This window comes from Motiliproteus coralliicola, from assembly GCF_003345655.1.
Taxonomy (GTDB): Bacteria; Pseudomonadota; Gammaproteobacteria; order Pseudomonadales; family Balneatricaceae; genus Motiliproteus; species Motiliproteus coralliicola.
Map to the genome: position 1 here is coordinate 1,271,547 of NZ_QQOH01000001.1, position 18,229 is coordinate 1,289,775.

The window sequence follows — 18,229 nt, forward strand, 5'->3', positions numbered from 1 at the left end:
CAAAGCCATGCCTGAGTGAGCCCCTTGACTGTACCCCAGCCCAGCCGATCCATCTTTATCTACACCTTGGTCAGCACCCTGATCTTTGGGCTCCTGATCTGGGTCGGTGCCGAAAGCCGCCCATCGGTTTCTCGGCTGCTGCTGGCTGGCCTGGGCGCGTTGCTCTGCGCCGGGCTGCTGCCGAAGATACTTCATCAATTCATCGACCGGTTCGGCCGCCATCCGGCCAGCGCCGCGATCGACTCCCCCCAACCGTCGGCAAACGCCCTCAACCTAACCATTGAATCCACCCCCAGTCAGGGCGAGATCTACCTCGACCAGGCCCAGGCTCTGATCCTGGTACTCGACCACGAAGGTCGGGTCGAATACCTGAACCAATACGGCTACCGTCTACTCGGCTACCCACAGGAGTCACTGACCGGTCGGGAATGGCTCAAACTCTGCGTTCCAGCCAGCGAACACAAACCGGTACTGGAAGCTCTTGAGGCTTACCATAAGCGAAACCAGCTGACACCATTGGCGGTGGAGCATCCGGTGCTGACCGCCGAGGGCAAGCTGCGCCTGATCGCCTGGAACTGCCGCAGTGTCGCACTGCCCGACGGCTGTCGACAGCTGCTCTGCTCGGGCCTGGATGTGACCGAAAACCGTCGCACCCAGAATTCGTTGGAAAAGCTGTCCTGCGCCGTCGAGCAAAGTTCGACCTCGGTGTTGATCTTTGATCGCCAGGGCCGGATCGAATACGTCAACCCGGCGTTCAGTCTGATGAGCGGCTACAACGCCGATGAGGTAATCGGCCGCAAACCCCGCTTCCTCGAAAGTCCCGATACCGAGCGCAAGACCCTGCTCGACCTACGCGCCACGATCCTGCGTGGCGAAAACTGGCAGGGGGAGATCTGCTACCGGCGTAAAGACGGCCAACACTTCTGGGTTCGCGCCCGGATCTCGCCGATCAAGGACGAACAGGGTCATATCGACCACTATGTCAGCGTCACCGAAGATATCACCGATGCCCGCAAGCATCAGATGCAGATCGAGCGGATGGCATTCCAGGATCCACTGACCCAGCTGCCCAACCGGCGCGGATTCCACCAGCAACTGCAGCAGATGCTTGAGGAGTGCGACGAGCAGCAACAAACCCTGATCCTGTACAGCATCAACCTCGATCACTTTAAGCGGATCAACGACAGTCTGGGCCATAATGCCGGCGACCAGTTGCTGTGTCGCACCGCCAAGATGTTAAAGAAAGAGATCACCGGCCAAGATCTGCTCGGACGTCTGAGCAGCGACGAATTTCTGCTGGCGCTGCGTAACGTTAACCACGATCAAGCCACCCAGTTCGGCAAACGGATCAACCGTCTGCTGCGCCAGCCGCTCACCTCAATCGGTGGAGACAGTCGACGTGAGAGCGGGCTGATGACCGCCAGCATCGGTATCGCCAGCTTCCCGGAACACGCCCGCGATACCAACGAGCTGATCAAATGCGCCGACCTGGCGATGCAGAACGTTAAACAGCACGACCGTAACGGTTACCGTTTTTTCTCAGCCCGAATGAAGGAAGCGTTGGAAGCCGACCTCTTCCTCGAACGGGAGCTGCAGCGTGCCTTGCAGAACGACGAGTTCGAACTCTATTACCAACCCCAGGTTGATCTGCAGCTGGGCTGCGTCAGCGGGCTGGAGGCGCTGTTGCGTTGGAAACATCCGCAGCGGGGGCTGATCGCACCGGATACCTTTATCTCGGTGGCCGAGCGCTCTGGATTGATCATTCCGCTGGGACAACTGGTGCTGCGCAAAGCCTGTCGCAGCTACCAGATTCTCGACCTGCTGGGATTGGGACACCTGCGAATCGCCATCAACCTGTCAGCGCTGCAGTTCCGTGATCCGCTATTCCCCCGCACCTTCCAACAGATCATGACCGAGCATCAGGTCAATCCGGCCCAGATCGAGCTGGAGCTGACCGAAAGCATGCTGATGACCAATATCGAAGAAGCGATCATGATCCTCGATCAGCTCAAGCAGCTCGGCGCCACTCTAGCGATCGACGACTTCGGCACCGGCTACTCGTCACTGAGCTACCTGAAGCGGCTGCCGGTAGATATCATCAAGGTCGATCGAGCCTTCGTGAAGGATATCCCCGACAACGAGAATGATATGGAGATCACTGCGGCGGTGATCGCCATGGCCCACAAACTCAAACGCAAAGTGGTGGCCGAAGGGGTCGAGACCCTGATGCAGGAGCAATTCCTGCGCGACAACGATTGCGACTACCTGCAGGGTTACCGCTACAGCCCGCCGCTACCTGAGTCGGAGTTGACCAGCCAGATTGCACGGATCGATCTGGAGTTGGGCAACAGCAGCGGCAATGGCCGCTGTATCCAGTTGGAATTCGACTCCTGATCAAACTCCACTTGCCGAGCCATATCCGCTGTATTAGTGTGGAATTAGAAATTACGCGGGTTGAAGGGGCAGCACGTCCCCGGTAACCGGCGACTGGAAAGAGGTTGCGCTAAATGGATTATGAGCAACTGTTTGATCAAAGCTTCGAACGCTGTCGGGCCAGAGATGACCTTGAGCCCTTCTTCGAAAGCTTCTACAACCGCTATCTTCAGACCGATCAGCGGGTAGCCGAGGTGTTCGCCAACACCGACATGGCGCGACAGCAGAAGATGCTGGAGAAATCGTTCTACCGGCTGCTGATCTTCTACGCCACCAACAGTGCCGACGACTATATCGAGCAGATTGCGGTGCTGCATAACCGCCACCATCTCAACATCACTCCGGATCTCTACGATCTGTGGCTTCAGGCACTGATCGAAACCGTGTCCGAATACGATACCGAGTTCGATGACTCGATCGAGCTGGCCTGGCGGCTGGTTCTCTCGACCGGTATTACCTATATGAAATTCAAATACGATCACTGAACATGATCGCTAGAACGGGGGAGCCAGAGCTCGGCCCACCCGTTACGGACAACTTTTTACCAGCCTTTAGGGCCGGGCTTGTCCGGTTTGTTCTTTTTCTTCTGCTTAAGACGCCACAAGGCGCCCTTCTTGACCGGCTTCTCCTCCATCCCCAACGCCTTGGTAAAGCGATCACGCAACTGCTCGAGCTTCTCTTCCTTACGCTCATGGGATTTACGGTGGCGGGCATCACCCAGTTGAACCACCTTGTCGTTATCGGCCATCAAAAGCCTCCGATCGGCAGAGTTAGTGTTTTAGAATACCCCGAATAGCTGGGCCTGTTAACCGGCTGCCATAAAGGCCGCCCATTCGCCCCATTTTAGGTCACCGATAGCAACGCTGTATGAAGTCACTCCCGATCGATAGCGCCCTGCCCGAGCTACTGCAGGCATTAACTAAGCACAATCGCTGCCTGCTCCAGGCCGCTCCCGGTGCCGGTAAGACCACCCGGGTGCCGCCGTCACTGCTGCAACAGCCCTGGCTTGGTGGGCAGAAGATACTGATGCTTGAACCCAGACGCATCGCGGCCCGCAGTGCGGCGGCCTTTATGGCCTTGGAACTGGGTGAGAAGGCCGGACAGACCATCGGCTACCGCTCCCGGCTCGACACCAAAGTCAGCGCCCAGACCCGGATCGAAGTGGTCACCGAGGGGATCCTGACCCGGATGCTGCAATCAGATCCGGCGCTGGAAGGGGTCGGCTGCGTGATCTTCGACGAATTCCACGAGCGCAACCTCAACGGCGATATCGGCCTGGCGCTACTGCTGCAGTCCCAGCAGCTGCTGCGTGACGAGCTGAAGATCCTGCTGATGTCGGCCACGCTGGAGCTCGAACCTATCCGCCGCCTGCTGGGCCCAGACACCCCGGTGATCAGCAGTGAAGGGCGCAGCTTCCCGGTGCAGATCGAGCATCTGGGCGGCAACCCCAGCCCGTTTGATCCGACCCGGATGGCCCAGGCGATCGAACAGGCCCTGAGCGAAACCGAACAGAGCCTGCTGGCCTTCCTGCCCGGTAGCGGCGAGATTCAGCGTACCCTGCGGGCGCTGCGGCAGTGCCGGTTGCCGGATAACGTCGAGTCGATTCCACTCTACGGCCAACTCAGCCCCAACCAACAGGACCGCGCCATCAATCCCCCTGAGCCGGGCCAGCGCAAGCTGGTGCTGGCCACCGCCATCGCCGAGACCAGTCTGACCCTGGAGGGGATCGACGCCGTGGTCGACGGCGGGCTGATGCGACTGCCCCGTTTTGATCCGCGCAGCGGCATGACCCGACTCCAGACCCAGGTGGTCAGTCGCGCTTCGGCAACCCAGCGCGCCGGTCGAGCCGGTCGACTCCAGGCCGGCCGTTGCTACCGGCTCTGGGCCGAGGAGCGCACCCTGGTCGAACAGAGCCCGGCCGAGATTCTCCACGCTGACCTGGCCCCGCTGGTACTGGAGCTGGCCCAATGGGGCGCCGAGGCCGACGAGCTGGAGTGGCTCGACGCGCCGCCGCCGGTGCACCTGGCCCAGGCCCGCGAGCTGTTGATTCAATTGGGCGCGTTGTCCGACAGCAACCAGCTGACTACGATGGGCGAGCAGCTGTTAAAGCTCGGCACCCATCCACGACTCGGCACCCTGATGCTACATGCCAAACAGCTGGGGCTGGGCGCGTTGGGCTGCCAGTTGGCGGCGCTGTTGAGCGAGCGAGACCCGTTCAGCAATCAACCCGGCGCCGACCTGCGCCAACGACTGCTACAACTGCAGCACAGCAAAGAGCCGGCCGCGCAACGCATCCGTGAGAGCGCCCGACGCTGGTGCCGCCAACTGAAGGTGTCCGATCAACTGGATGGGGATGGGAATGGAAATGTCGATGCGGCGCTGGAACAGTGCGGCCTGCTGCTGGCGTTCGGCTTTCCCGATCGGATCGCCCAACGGCGTAGTGGCAGCACGGATAACAACGACCAACCAGGTCAGCACTACCGCCTGCGTAACGGCAAAGGCGCCGAATTTCGAGATCGTGATCCGCTATGCCGCCACCGCTATCTGGTCTGCGCCGATCTGGACGGCGACGCCCGCTCGGCACGGATATTCCTGGCCGCCCCACTTGATGCCGAAGAGTTGAAACAACACTTCGATGCCCAGATCGAACAGCGCCAGCAGATCGGCTGGGATAACCAGACCGAGTCGGTTCGCGGCCACTCAGAGCGCTGGCTCGGCAAGCTGTGTCTGGATCGCCAACCGCTAGCCGAGTTGGACGAGCAGCAGCTCGCCGACGGCCTGATCGCCGGTATCCGGCAACGGGGAGTTCGCGCCCTGCCCTGGGAGCCTCGCAGTCGCCAGTTGCAACAGCAATTGGCGCTGCTACGACAATACCTGGGTGAGGACTGGCCGGATCTGTCCGACGCCCACCTGACCAACAGCCTGGAGCACTGGCTGGCGCCGTATCTCAACGGCATGCGCAAGCTGACCGAGCTGAAACGGCTCAATCTGCGCGAACTGCTCTACAACCAGTTGGACTGGAACCAGCAACAACAACTGAGCCAACTGCTGCCGGAGCGTATCCAGGTTCCCAGCGGCTCCCACATCCGGATCGACTACAGCAATCCAGAGCAACCGCTGCTGGCGGTCCGGCTGCAGGAGATCTTCGGTTGGCAGCAAACCCCGACGCTGCTGAACGGCAAACTGCCGCTGACGCTGCAGATCCTGTCACCAGCGCAGCGGCCGATCCAGATCACCCAAGATCTGGCCGGGTTCTGGAGCGGCTCCTACCGTGAGGTGTGCAAGGAGATGAAGGGGCGTTACCCGAAGCACTTCTGGCCCGACGATCCGCTCCAGGCGGTGGCGACCCGTCAGACCAAGAAGCGGATGGATCAGCAGGCCAAAGCCAAAAACTGAGGTGAAAGCTTAGCCATATTAACCCTCGAGCGCCTGCAGCAGATCGGACCAGATATCCTCGACCCCTTCAAGGCCGACCGATAGCCGGATCAGCCCTTCGGCGATACCGTGCTCGGCGCGCTGTTCCGGGGTGTAGGTCGAGTGGGTCATGCTGGCCGGGTGCTGGCAGAGGGTTTCGGCATCTCCGAGACTGACCGCCCGTTTGATCATCTTGAGCCGGTTCATAAAGGCCATGCCCGCTTCCAGGCCGCCCTTCAGTTCGAACGCGATCATGCCGCCGGGTTGCTCCATCTGCTTCCAGCACAGACCGAAATAGGGGTTATCCGACAGGCCTGGATAGTGTACCGCCTTGATCTGCGGCTGCATCGACAACTGCTCCGCCAAGGCCTGGGCACTGCGGCTATGACGCTCCATCCGCAGTTGCAGGGTTTTCAGCCCCCGTAGCACCAGAAAGGCGGTCAACGGTGCGATCACCGCGCCAGTCATATCCTTCAAGCCGACCAGACGGATCTGCTCGATGGTCGCCGCGTCACCCACCACCGCGCCGGCCACCAGATCGCCATGGCCGCCCAGGTACTTGGTGGCCGAATGCACCACAAGATCCGCCCCCAAGGTCAGCGGTCGCTGCAGGGCCGGGGTGCAGTAAGTATTGTCGACCACCACCTTGATCGACGGATCGCAATCGTGGACCAGATCGCTGATAGCCGCGATATCCATCAACCGCATGGTTGGGTTCACCGGGGTTTCGAAATAGACCACCCGGGTGTTGTCGCTCAACGCCGCCTTCAGTGCGTCCAGATCGGTACAGTCGACAAACTCCACTTCGATGCCGAACTTACGCAGCCCATGATCCAGGTAAGCGAAAGTGCAGCCGTACAGGGTGATGTCGGCGATCACCCGGTCGCCCGGCTCCAGCAGACTCCAGAGCGTGGCGCTGATCGCCCCCATCCCGGAGGCCGTCGCCAGCCCGGCTTCGCCCTGCTCCAGCGAGGCGAGGCGCTGCTCCAGCAAGTCCTGGGTCGGGTTGGAGATCCGGGTGTAGAAATGGCCCTGCTGCTCGCCGGCAAAGCGGGCGGCGCCCTGCTCCACCGAGTCAAAGCCGAAGGTTGAGGTCATATACACCGGTGCGGTCAGCGCACCATGGGGATCCTGTCCGGCATCCCCGGCATGGATCGCGCGGGTGGCGAAATTCGGAGCGGCACTGCCGTTGGGTGCAGTTAGGTTGAGAGTAGCTTCGTTGGCTTTAGCTCCGGTGGGAGTAACGTCGTTGGCAGCAGACATCGGTGGCTCCATAGCAGTTATTGTTCTAAAACCACTATATGCCAGGCATAATCGCCAAGAACTCCAATTACCAACACCATCAAACCAAATATTGGCACCAATGAATAAAAATAGAAAAATATTGGAATTATTCACCAATGACAAAACTTGACCGCATCGATCGCCGAATTCTGGCCGAACTGCAAAGCGACGCCACCATCAGCAACCTGGAGCTGGCCGAGCGCGTCGGCCTGTCACCCTCGCCCTGCTCCCGCCGCGTTCGGCAGCTGCAGGAGCGTGGTCTGATCGATCGAACCGTCACCCTGCTCAATCGTGACAAGCTCGACCTCACGCTGACGATCTATATCCAGGTACATATGGCCAACCAGCTGACCAAGACCTTGGATAACTTCGAGCTGCGGGTCAGCGAGTTCGACGAGGTGCAGGAGTGCGCCCTGGTCACCGGCAGCGATGCCGACTACCTGCTGAAGGTGGTGATGCCGGACATGGCGCACTATGAGAAGTTCCTGCTCAAGCAGCTGAACCAGATCGACGGTGTCGCCAGCATCCGTACCAGTTTCGTGCTGCGGCAAGTGCTAAGCCGGACCGAGCTGCCGCTCAAGCACGTAAACTGATCGGCTTTATCCCAGCGATTCCCTGGCGCTGACAAAGGCTCGCACGGTACGCTCGACATCCGCCTCGGTGGTGGCCCAGGAACAGACACTGACCCGCACCACCGGCCGATCCTGCCAGCGACCGGCACCGGCCCAGCATTCCCCTGAGGACTGGATCGCGGCCAGCAGCGGTTCGATCTGACTGTCATCGGCCAGCCCCACCAGCACCTGGTTGAACACCACCTCGTTGCGAATCTCGAAACCCGCCGCGCCCATGGATTCGGCTAACTGACGGGCACGCAGGTGCAGCCCGGTCACCAGTTGATCGACGCCCTCGCGACCCAGGTAGGCCAGCGTGGCCCAGAGCTCGACCACCCGGGCTCGCCGCGACATCTCCGGGGTATAGAGCATGCCGTCGCGCTGCTCGCCGTAAAGAATATAGGACCCGGAGGCCTGCAACGCGCCGCTCAGTGCCTCGGCATCGGTGCAGAGCACCAGGCCGTTGTCGTACGGGGTATTAAGGGTCTTGTGGCCGTCCACCGAGAAGGAATCGGCTAGCTCGATACCGGCAGTCAGATGCTTCAATGATTCACTGGCCGCAGCCCAGAGCCCAAACGCACCATCGATATGAACCCAGCTGCCCGCCTCCCGTGCCCGTCTGCACAGAGTCTGGAAATCATCGAACGCGCCGGAGTTGACGTTACCGGCCTGCAAAATCAGCAGAGTCTGTGCATCCAGCGGCGGCACCTGCTCGGCCAGGATTCGGCCCTGATCATCGGCGTCGACCCACTCGATCGAATCGGTACCCAACCCCAGCATCGCCACGGCTTTGATCACTGTACCGTGGGCATGACGACCGGCCACGATCCGCAGAGTCGGTGCCCCAGCCAGCCCCTGCCGATTGATATCCCAGCCCTGGCGCTGTAGCAGCCGAAAGCGTGCCGCCGCCAGGCCGCAGAGAATCGCCATCGATGAACCACTGACAAACCCAGCCACCGTCTGCTCCGGCAGCCCCAACAACTCACGCAACCAGCCTTCGGTAACTGTTTCCAGTGTCGCGGCCACCGGCGAGGTCACATACAACGGCGTGTTCTGATCCCAAAAATCGGACAGCCAGCGCGCCGCCAGACCGACCGGCACTACACCACCGTTGACCATGCCGAAATAGCGCCCGCCGATCTGCGCCACTGTCGCCGGCGATCCGACCCGGTGCAGTTGCTGCAACACCAAGGCAGGATCACCAAGGTGTTCGGGCAAAGGCGCGTCAAACTCACCCAACGCCGCTAGCGAAGATTCGGACGGATAGACCGGTCGCTCGCGGACCTGATCGGCATACTCAAAGGCATAACCGCTGGCTTGCTCGAATAGCTGCTTATCCTGCATCTGGGCAAACATCTGTTGCCGAAACTTGTCAGTTTTAGTCTCTTCGCTCACTCGCTAATCCACCCTATTAATCGATTAAGAATGGGTAGAACTTAGCAGCCGATAACAGATACAGACAGCAACAGTGATAAGAAATTGTACCTTGACTGTACTGGTGACACGACAGATACAGAGGCAGGTATATGAAGTAACCTTTCCTCTGGAAAATCAGCAATTATTCCTGCATTATCAATTTCTTAAGGATGAAAAACATCGAGATAGTGATAACTATCCACCAGATAGGCACACAGGCTCGTTTTCAATGGAATGGAATTACAGCTTATTCAAAATACCATTCCCTAAGTTGCTTTTGTTCATAACACAAGCTTTACAAGCCTAGTCGATCTATTATCAAGCCAACATGAAAGGGAATGAATATGCCAGACGATCTACAGCTATTAGTATCAGGTGATGACAGAGACTCACTAGTACAGATACCAATTAAAAAGAAAGATTTTGGAGACTTTGTTACTAATCTCCTAGGCCAACCTGAAACTATAGAATGGAGAAGGAGTGGCTCATTTGATATCGATTTCGGATGGCTTGTACATATACACCATTTATTAGATCAAAGAGTAACTCAACAAAATCACTCGAGCTTAGTAGATTTCTCCGCGGTTATTAAGTATGAAAAAGGTCCTGAGCGGAGGCTAAACGATATTGATAGCTTCCTTCATTTTAATGAAGCAAAGAAAGAAATCACAAAAAGTGTGAAGCTAACGTGGACTTATCTTGTTTCATTTCCCAATAAGCCAGCACCTGAAAAGCAAGAAGTTTCTATTTACATTTCAACAAACAGCGTTGTTAAGATTCGGTTTGGAAGTACTAGCAATACTAGAGAAGAAACTGAAGGCAGAGGAGATATTAGCTGCTCTATTGCTTACACGGAGCGTACTTGGGGCGACGACATCGAGTCATTACTGAAAAAAGAGACTGACTCCATTATCGAAAAGCCTAAGTGGTATAAAAGCGCATTAGACTTTTCACTATTTCTTCTCGTAATGAGTTTTTTTATATCAGGAATAATTGTTCCTGACTATATAGAGCAATTGATTCAAGAGCAAAATATCTCACAAATTTTTCAAGGATTCATTCCTGAAAGTGGAAATATAGAGTCCCTGAAAGATTCTGAAAAACTAGATCTAATAGTTAAAGTACTCGATCCTAGTAGTAAGCTACATGCTGTTGAAGCCTGGTTTAGAGTTGTATCATTTTTAGCTGGAATTGCCCTTTCTGCGATGGCTATGATGCTATTAATGATGGAAAAGCCATCATTTTTAGTTGTAACTAAGAGTGATGAAGAGCGTAGAGAAAAATTAAAGAGACAAAAGACAAAGAAATTTATCATGAGGTCTCTATCATTTATAGTCGCTGTATCTGCTGGAGTGGCAGGAAATTATTTATATTACTATCTCACCGTAAGTTAATTATATAAATAATAGCAAATACATTTTTAAGAACAAATATGCGAATTTAACCGGGCTAGTTTTGCGTCGTTATGGAGTAAGTTCAAAACGCCTTCACCCCTCTACCAGACTGGCTCATATTCGACCACTCTTAAAATCAAATAGCTCATTTAAAGCTTCACTGGCAAAACAGCAATAATGTTTTGCCAGCGAAGGTTTTTAAGCTTGGGAACACTTCCAGTTTAGCTGCCCGTCGCCACCGGACGTGCCGGATCGCGAATCCACTCGCTCCAAGAACCGGGATAGAGGCGGGCCCCTTTCAGGCCGGCGATCTCCAGTGCCAGCAGATGGTGGCAAGCGGTAACGCCGGAGCCGCACATCATGACGGTATCCTCGGCCTCGACCTCACCCAGTAGCTGCTGCCATTCGTCTTTCAGTTGCTTGGCAGTTTTGAAACGGCCTTCGGCGTTGAGATTGTCGGTCAGCGGTCGGTTCAGCGCGCCGGGCACATGACCGGCCACCGGATCGATCGGTTCCTGCTCGCCGGCAAAGCGCTCGGCGGCGCGGGCATCGATCAGGGTGAAGCTGGGATTGTCCAGATTGGCCTGTACCTTGGCGGTGTCGACCAGCCAGTCGTTATGCAGCACCACGGGGCCACCTTTGACCGGCGTAGTCTGTGCTTCGTTGTCGCTCAGCTCACCGCTGACCGCCTGCCAGGCCGGCAAGCCGCCATCCAGCACAGCGACCCGCTCGTGGCCGAGCCAGCGCAGCAGGAACCAGGCCCGTACCGCCATGGCGCCGTTCATATCGTCGTAAACCACCACCTGAGTGCCATCATCGATCCCCCACTGGCGCAGTTGGACAGCGAAGTCGAACGGATCCGGCAACGGATGACGACCGCTGTCGTCGGTGATCGGCGACGACAGGTCCTTCTCCATATCGGCGTGGATCGCACCGGGGATATGGCCCTCGCGGTAGAGCTTTTCACCGGCTTCCGGATCCAGCAGTTGCGAGCGGCAATCGAGAATCACAAGATCCTTGTTGCCGAGCTCGTTCTTCAGGCTCCAGGCATCGATCAGGGTACGGTTATCCATGGTCGTCTCCTCGGTTTGATCGGTTTCAGCTTGATTGACTTCAGCTTGATCAGTTTCAGTTTGATCTGACAACTTAAGGCGGTGAGCCGCTATTCAGCGGCTCATATCAGGCCCTTACAGGTACTGAGCCCACTCTTCGCGCAGCAGCTCCAGCTCGTTCTCGGCCTTCTGCTTGGCTTTCTTCTTCAGGCTTTCGACCTGGGCCGCTTTCTCGGCGATCAGCTGTTGAGCCACGGCAGCCTTGTCGTCGGCCTGTTCGACCTGTTCCAGCAACGGTTTCAGCTGCATCAGAATGCCGCGACGACGGCCCTCTTCGGCACGGGCCAGTTGCTCGGCGCTCTTCTCTTTCTTGGCTTTCTGCTCACTAACCGCAACCGAAGTCGCCGTCAGGGAGCGCAGGCCGACAGCATCGCGAACCTGCTGCAGCAGCGGTACCGAGTATTCACGGGCTTTCTCGGCTCCCTTGAGCAGCTCGGCTTCGACACTGCTCAGGTCCTGCATCAACTCGTTGTAGCGCTCGCGCGGGGCCTTAAGGTAGTTGTTGAGGTATTCGAACAGCTCCAGCTTGGCATCGCCCCAGCCGATACCCTGCTCGAACTTGGTCCGGAAGTCGGCGCTCTCTTCGTCGCTGGCAAACAGCGAGTAGAGCTCGAAGATGGTGCTGTCGTCGGCATCCTTTGGCTCGCCCGGTGCCTTGGAGTCGGTCTTGATCTGCTTGATCAGCTTCAGCAACTCGTCTTCAGAGCAGAACAACGGGATGGTGTTGTCGTAGCTCTTACTCATCTTGCGACCGTCGAGGCCGGAGATGGTCAGCGGATCGTCGTCCACCATCGGCTCCGGCAGCACGAACAGGTCGGCGTAGGTGTGGTTGAAGCGGCCGGCCACATCACGGGCCATCTCGATATGCTGGATCTGGTCCTTGCCCACCGGGATATGCTTGGCGTTGAACATCAGGATGTCGGCCGCCATCAGGATCGGGTAGCTGAACAGCCCCATGGTGACGCCGTCGTCCAGGTCGGTCTTGCCGGAGTCGCGGTTGGCATCCACCGACGCCTTGTAGGCGTGGGCCCGGTTCATCAAGCCCTTGGAGCACAGGCAGGTCAGAATCCAGGTCAGCTGCGGAATCTCGGGGATATCGGACTGACGGTAGAAGGTGGCGTTATCGGTATCGAGCCCCAGCGCCAGCCAGGTCGCCGCGATCTCACGGGTGGAGCGGGCAACCCGCTCCGGATCATGGCACTTGATCAGCGCGTGGTAGTCTGCCAGGAAGAAGTAGGAACTTAGGCTGGCATCTTGGCTGGCCCGTACGGCCGGCTTGATGGCACCAAGGTAGTTACCGAGGTGAGGGGTTCCGGTGGTGGTAATACCGGTCAATACACGATTCTGGGTCATGGATCTGAGTCTTTTTCGAGCGAATTTTCAAAGCCGACAATCATACAGCAAAGCGCTCGACATTGGTCGTGTTTACCGCGTCGACGCCGCTGCTTATAGTCGGTAAGTTACTAACTCGCCTAGAGGAATGGCGAGGCTTCTTGATAAAAGCCCAATAATAATAAGGAAAAATCTATGGCTTCCTGGCTGATCGTCGGCGTTTTCCTGGCCACGGTGGTTTATCTGATCAACTGTAACCGCAACTTCCAGCCCCTGGCGCTGGTCGCCAGCGTCGGCACCGCCATGATCCTCTGCTTCTTCGGTTTCCTGTTCACCGGTGTCATCAACGCCCTGCTGCAGCAGTTCGGCACGCCGATCGAGGCCCCGCTGGTTCAGTCCCTGCTGGTCGCCGTCGGGGTGGTTATCGGGCTGCTGATCCGGCATCGCTGGAAGCGGATCTGACCCTTCAGTCCTTCGTCTGCTCCATCATCCATCAACCCAAGCCCTACTGATGAACTCAACTATACTCAGGTAACCTGCCGAGCTGGCAGGTTTCTTTGTCGTGTTTGTTGTGAACAGGTTGTGATAGCCGGAGGACGGTCATGGACACCAGCATCCACAATATGCAGGGGCTTTTTCAACAACTGGGACTACCCAGTGAGCCCAAACAGATCGAGCAGTTTATTCGCCAACACCGCTGCCAGACAGGGCTCGACCCACTGGAAGGCGCTCCGTTCTGGAGTCCATCCCAGGCCCATTTTATTCAAGAAGCGTTGTATCAGGATTCTGACTGGACCGAAGTGGTCGACGAGCTAAACTGTCGGCTACATCAGTGATACCGGCGCAGAGCGAAGCCCTCGGAGGCTGGCCATATTAGGTCTCTAGACCGATCTGACGCTGATAGAAAGCCAGCTCACGCTCCAGCAGTTGGGCGCGATTGGCGGCCAGCTTAAAGCCGTGCCGCTCCTCGGAGAAGGCAACGTATTCCACCGCCAAGCCTCGGGCACGGAGTCGGTTGTACAGATTGTAGGTCTGGGTGGCCGGCACAACCCGATCCAACCCACCCTGGAAAAAGATCAGCGGGCGGCTGAATTGCTCCAGCTGATGGATCGGCGAGCGCTGGCGATAACGTGAGCGCTGCTCCGGCCAGTCGCCGATCAGCCAATCCAGGTAATGGGACTCGAATTTATGGGTCTCCTGCCCCAGCCGTTCCAGATCGCTGATCCCGTAGAGACTGGCGCCACCGGCGATGCCGTCGGTATCCGAACGGCTCAGCACCCGCAGCACCGTGTAACCGCCGGCGCTGTTACCCCGTACCAGAATCCGCCCCGCTTCGGCCCAGCCCTGGATTTGGGCATAACAAGCGGCGGCCAGCACATCCTCCACCTCCGCCTCCCCCCAGCGTTGCGCTAGACGGTGGCGATAATCCCGACCGTAACCAGTACTGCCACGGTAATTCAGGTCCAACAGGGTAAAACCCCGTGACAACCAGAACTGCTTGAGCGGATCGAAGCGGGCGTCGGCCTGGGCGGTCGGACCGCCGTGGAGCTGAATAATCAGGGTCGGCTGTGAAAGCGCGACCACCGGATCGGGGCGGTACAGCAACCCGTATACGGGCATTCCGTCCTGCCCTGGCAGCTCGATATGCTCGACCCTAGAGCCGCCCTTAATCTGAACCAAGGTTTCCAGTCTGGCCAAGGCTCGGATCTGCCGTCGGCCAGCTCCAACCGAACAACCGACCAACTCGCCGGGGCGATCCTGAGGCTCACAGATCGCCAGCAACTCAGATTCGTCAGGGGCCGTCTGAACCTGCGCCAGACTGTGGATCGCCGCTCCCTCCCGCAGCACGTTCAGCTGGCCGGATTCGGGATCCAGCACTCCCAGCCCAGCTTCGGCGTTGCGCCACCACTGGCAACCGATCTGACCATCATCGAGCAACACATAGGCCCGCTGCCCCAGCTGCCAGGGCGCCCGGCAGAAGTCCGCCTGACGCGGGCAGAGCGGCTCCACCACCGCCGCCGTTGTCGGACAAGGCTGCTCGTCCAGCCCGCCCTCTACGTTGGCTGCAAAACAGAGCTCAGATCCTGCTTCCCCTAGCCGGCAAAGATAACGGTATAAATTCCAGTAGCCGCTGCGATCGGATAGAAAATAGAGCCTGCCGTCGCGATCGAATTCCGGCTGCACCACCGCCTCGCTCTGCCCCAGCCAGTGGCCGTCGGTCAGCGATAGAACGGCGCTGGGCAGTCCTTGTGGGTCCAGCAGCGCCAGCTGCAACCGACTCGATAACCAGGGCTGATCGGGGTGATTCCAGCTAATCCAGGCCAGCTGGCGGCCATCGTGGCTGACCCGGGGCGAGGCATAGAAATCCTCCCCTTCGGCCAGCACCCGCCGCTGTGGTATGCCTTCGGCGCCCAACCCGATACCGACCAGTCGATTCACCACGTCGTGCTGTGCTGCATCGCCCGATTCCTGATGCTGCTCTTCGACCGCCAGCAGCCGTTGATGGGCCTTATCGAAGACCAGATCGCCATAACGACAACCCTCTTGGCTCCAGACGGGTTCGGGCGCAGCATCCGTTTGTCTGGCTAACGATTGGCGATAGATCGATTGATCGGCGCCGTTGACGAACCAGAGCCAGCCACCGCCCACAGCAAAGCTGCCGCCGCCGTATTCGTGTACCCGGCTGCAGACGCTGACGCCTTCCGGGGTGACGGGATGAGGGCGAGCCTGGCCAGGCAAAAGGCTAACAACCTGATTGGCGCCGCGGTTGGGATCAAACTCCAGCCAGAAGATCTGCTGCCCATCGGTACGCACTTCGGCCCACTGACGTCCGGCCCGGCTGGCGTCGGCGGCGCTGATCGGCTGGCTCAGTACCGTCGCCGTTTCCGGTTCAGTTTCCGGTAACGGCTCGACCCGTTTCAGCATCGGGCGATGATCCGATCCAGCTGCTGTTTGGCGCGGCCGATATTGCGGGCGTTTCGCAGCACCGGTTGGGAACCCTGGCCGCTGTTAGCGGCGGCGATCTCGTGCAGCGCGCTGTCCCGGGCCTGTTCGATCAGGTGATGGTGGGGCGATTTTTCACACACCGGGTCAGCGTTGGCGGCATCGCCGGTCAACTTGAACGCCTGACAGCGGCAACCACCGAAGTCCTTCTCCTTCTCGTCGCAGGAGCGGCAGGGTTCCTTCATCCAGCCGTAGCCACGAAAGTGATTGAAGCCGGCGGAGCGGTACCAGATATCCTCCAGCGAACTGTCAAGCACATTGGGGAAATCGATCGGCAGTTCGCGGGCGCTGTGGCAAGGCAGCGCGGTGCCGTCCGGGGTGATGGTCAGGAAGAACTTGCCCCAGCCGTTCATGCAGTCCTTGGGGCGCGACTCGTAGTAATCAGGCATCACGAAGATCAGCTTCGGTCCCCGGCCGTCGAGCTGATCACGGTAGCGGTTGGTGGTGGCTTCGGCGGCTTCGAGTTGGGCCGCGCTGGGTAGCAGCTGGTCACGATTGGCCAGCGCCCAGCCGTAGTACTGCGCGGTGGCCAGCTCGACGTAGTCGGCTTCCAGCTCGATCGACAGTTCGATGATCTGATCGATGGCGTCGATGTTGTCGCGGTGGATCACGAAGTTGAGCACCATCGGGTAGCCCTGGGCCTTAACCTCACGGGCCATCGCCAGCTTCTGTTCAAACGCTTTGTCGCTGCCGGCCAGGCGGTTGTTCAGCTCGGCCGAACTGGCCTGGAAACTGATCTGGATATGGTCCAAACCGGCTTCCTTAAAATTGGCCACCCGCTCGGCATCCATCCCCATACCGGAGGTGATCAGATTGGTGTAGTAGCCCATCTGGCGGGCTTCGCGGATCAAGACTTCCAGATCCTTACGCAGCAGCGGCTCGCCACCGGAAAAGCCTAACTGGGCGGCGCCCATCTTGCGGCCCTGGCGCAACACCTCAAGCCACTGCTCGGTGCTCAGCTCGTCGCCGCCGTTCTTGAAATCGACCGGGTTGGCGCAGTAGCTGCACTGTAGCGGACAGCTGTAGGTCAGCTCCGCCAGCAGCCAGAACGGCTGCCCCACCCCTTTGGGCAACGGCGAAGGTTTAACTGCGGCTTGGCCCGGGTTAGTCGAACTGCAACCATTGCTTGCCATGGGCGACCCCCAGAAACTCTTTGATATCGCCGCTCAGCCCACCCGCTTCCGGGTAGCGTTTTTCCAGCGTATCGATGATTTCATCAACGGTAGAACTGCCGTTGCAGCAGGACAGGATCTCACCGGCGCTGCCGTTGAGTTTGACCATGCCTTCGGGATACAGCAGCACATAGGCCTGCTGCGCCTCCTCCCATTGGAAACGGAAGTGACGGGCGATCGACGGGATCAGCTCGCCCTGACAGTCGTTGATGCTGTTCATGCGACCTCCTCCGTCAGTGCGCTCAGTGGCGTGGTTTTGACGTTGTGGTACGGCGCCCGATCCAGCTCGTAGGCCATCGTCATCGCATCGAGCATGGTCCAGAGCACATCGAGTTTGAACTGCAAAATCTCCAGCGCCCGCTCCTGCTGCTCGCGGGTGACAAAGTGATCCAGGGTCACTTGCAGGCCATGCTGCACATCGCGGCGCGCTTCGGTTAGGCGGTTGCGGAAATACTGATGCCCCTCGACGTCGATCCAGGGGTAATCCGTGGGCCAGGTATCGAGACGGGACTGATGGATCGTCGGGGCGAACATCTCGGTCAGCGACGAACAGGCCGCTTCCTGCCAGCTGCTGTGACGCACGAAGTTGACGTAGGCATCCACCGCAAAACGAACCCCCGGCAACACATGCCGCTGCGAATGCATCTCCTCGCGGCTCAGTCCGCAGGCTTCACCCAGCCGCAACCAGGCTTCGATCCCGCCGTGGGCATCGCCGTAGCCGTCATGGTCGAGAATTCGCTGAGCCCAAAGCCGGCGGGTGTCGCGGTCCGGGCAGTTGGCCAGCACGTTGGCGTCCTTGACTGGAATACTGATCTGGTAATAGAACCGGTTGGCGACCCAGCCCTGGATCTGCTGCTGGCTGCAGCGCCCTTCGTGCATCGCGATATGGTACGGGTGGTGGATATGGTACAGCTCACCCTTGGCCCGCAGGCGACGTTCGAACTCGACCCGCGACCAGGGTTGTCTTGCATTGCCAGGCTGGGCCGGAGGTACGCTGATCATCGGTTGGTGGAGTGAATTGATTGTCATGGGGAACCTCGGTTTTTTTATTATCTAGA

At 58.5% G+C, this 18,229-nt stretch carries 16 protein-coding genes; 7 read left to right on the forward strand and 9 right to left on the reverse strand.

What is annotated here, in order from left to right; all coding sequences use genetic code 11:
- Positions 1-24 precede the first annotated feature (24 nt).
- Both DV711_RS05620 and DV711_RS05625 read left to right on the forward strand, forming a co-directional pair.
- Complete coding sequence (locus tag DV711_RS05620) at positions 25-2,394, forward strand: putative bifunctional diguanylate cyclase/phosphodiesterase (RefSeq protein ID WP_165840007.1); 2,370 nt, start codon at positions 25-27, stop codon at positions 2,392-2,394.
- A gap of 113 nt (positions 2,395-2,507) precedes the next feature.
- Positions 2,508-2,918 (forward strand): globin family protein, encoded by a 411-nt coding sequence (locus tag DV711_RS05625; protein WP_114694639.1) that lies wholly within the window; start codon positions 2,508-2,510, stop codon positions 2,916-2,918.
- Between the two features lie 56 nt (positions 2,919-2,974).
- Here DV711_RS05625 and DV711_RS05630 read toward each other — a convergent pair whose 3' ends face one another.
- Positions 2,975-3,181 carry a hypothetical protein gene (locus DV711_RS05630; protein ID WP_114694640.1) on the reverse strand — a complete coding sequence of 69 codons (207 nt, stop codon included), beginning with the start codon at positions 3,179-3,181 and terminating at the stop codon, positions 2,975-2,977.
- A 119-nt stretch (positions 3,182-3,300) separates the two neighbouring features.
- Between DV711_RS05630 and hrpB the strand changes: the two genes are divergently transcribed.
- Entirely contained in the window at positions 3,301-5,829 is a 2,529-nt protein-coding gene (gene hrpB, locus DV711_RS05635; RefSeq protein WP_114694641.1) for an ATP-dependent helicase HrpB, read from the forward strand.
- Between the two features lie 18 nt (positions 5,830-5,847).
- Here hrpB and megL read toward each other — a convergent pair whose 3' ends face one another.
- A complete protein-coding gene (gene megL, locus DV711_RS05640; RefSeq protein WP_114694642.1) occupies positions 5,848-7,110 on the reverse strand; it encodes a methionine gamma-lyase in 1,263 nt (420 codons plus the stop codon).
- Positions 7,111-7,247: 137 nt separating this feature from the next.
- Between megL and DV711_RS05645 the strand changes: the two genes are divergently transcribed.
- On the forward strand, positions 7,248-7,724 hold the full coding sequence (locus tag DV711_RS05645) for an Lrp/AsnC family transcriptional regulator (RefSeq protein WP_114694643.1): 477 nt from the start codon (positions 7,248-7,250) through the stop codon (positions 7,722-7,724).
- Between the two features lie 6 nt (positions 7,725-7,730).
- Here DV711_RS05645 and DV711_RS05650 read toward each other — a convergent pair whose 3' ends face one another.
- On the reverse strand, positions 7,731-9,137 hold the full coding sequence (locus tag DV711_RS05650) for a pyridoxal phosphate-dependent decarboxylase family protein (RefSeq protein ID WP_207802539.1): 1,407 nt from the start codon (positions 9,135-9,137) through the stop codon (positions 7,731-7,733).
- 359 nt (positions 9,138-9,496) lie between these two features.
- Between DV711_RS05650 and DV711_RS05655 the strand changes: the two genes are divergently transcribed.
- On the forward strand, positions 9,497-10,552 hold the full coding sequence (locus DV711_RS05655; RefSeq protein ID WP_114694644.1) for a hypothetical protein: 1,056 nt from the start codon (positions 9,497-9,499) through the stop codon (positions 10,550-10,552).
- A 221-nt stretch (positions 10,553-10,773) separates the two neighbouring features.
- Here the strand turns inward: DV711_RS05655 and DV711_RS05660 are convergent, their stop codons facing one another.
- Together DV711_RS05660 and trpS are read right to left on the reverse strand one after the other, a co-directional pair.
- A complete protein-coding gene (locus tag DV711_RS05660) occupies positions 10,774-11,625 on the reverse strand; it encodes a sulfurtransferase (RefSeq protein WP_114694938.1) in 852 nt (283 codons plus the stop codon).
- A gap of 114 nt (positions 11,626-11,739) precedes the next feature.
- Complete coding sequence (gene trpS / locus DV711_RS05665; protein ID WP_114694645.1) at positions 11,740-13,017, reverse strand: tryptophan--tRNA ligase; 1,278 nt, start codon at positions 13,015-13,017, stop codon at positions 11,740-11,742.
- Between the two features lie 174 nt (positions 13,018-13,191).
- Here trpS and DV711_RS05670 point away from each other — a divergent pair, with 174 nt between their 5' ends.
- Positions 13,192-13,458: a hypothetical protein gene (locus DV711_RS05670; RefSeq protein ID WP_114694646.1), complete on the forward strand. Its 267-nt coding sequence runs from the start codon at positions 13,192-13,194 to the stop codon at positions 13,456-13,458.
- Positions 13,459-13,598: 140 nt separating this feature from the next.
- Entirely contained in the window at positions 13,599-13,832 is a 234-nt protein-coding gene (locus DV711_RS05675) for a DUF2789 domain-containing protein (RefSeq protein WP_114694647.1), read from the forward strand.
- 37 nt (positions 13,833-13,869) lie between these two features.
- On the opposite strand, the gene DV711_RS05680 is transcribed toward DV711_RS05675, so the two are convergent.
- From DV711_RS05680 to pqqC, 4 genes are read right to left on the reverse strand one after another with little or no spacing between them, the layout of a single operon-like run.
- Complete coding sequence (locus DV711_RS05680) at positions 13,870-15,921, reverse strand: S9 family peptidase (RefSeq protein ID WP_114694648.1); 2,052 nt, start codon at positions 15,919-15,921, stop codon at positions 13,870-13,872.
- Positions 15,915-17,132: a pyrroloquinoline quinone biosynthesis protein PqqE gene (pqqE, locus tag DV711_RS05685; protein ID WP_114694649.1), complete on the reverse strand. Its 1,218-nt coding sequence runs from the start codon at positions 17,130-17,132 to the stop codon at positions 15,915-15,917. The genes DV711_RS05680 and pqqE overlap by 7 nt, the downstream gene beginning before the upstream one ends.
- A complete protein-coding gene (pqqD, locus tag DV711_RS05690) occupies positions 17,104-17,391 on the reverse strand; it encodes a pyrroloquinoline quinone biosynthesis peptide chaperone PqqD (RefSeq protein WP_114694650.1) in 288 nt (95 codons plus the stop codon). Before pqqD ends, pqqE begins: the two co-directional genes overlap by 29 nt.
- Positions 17,388-18,173 (reverse strand): pyrroloquinoline-quinone synthase PqqC, encoded by a 786-nt coding sequence (gene pqqC, locus DV711_RS05695; protein ID WP_114694939.1) that lies wholly within the window; start codon positions 18,171-18,173, stop codon positions 17,388-17,390. Before pqqC ends, pqqD begins: the two co-directional genes overlap by 4 nt.
- Between the last annotated feature and the right edge of the window lie 56 nt (positions 18,174-18,229).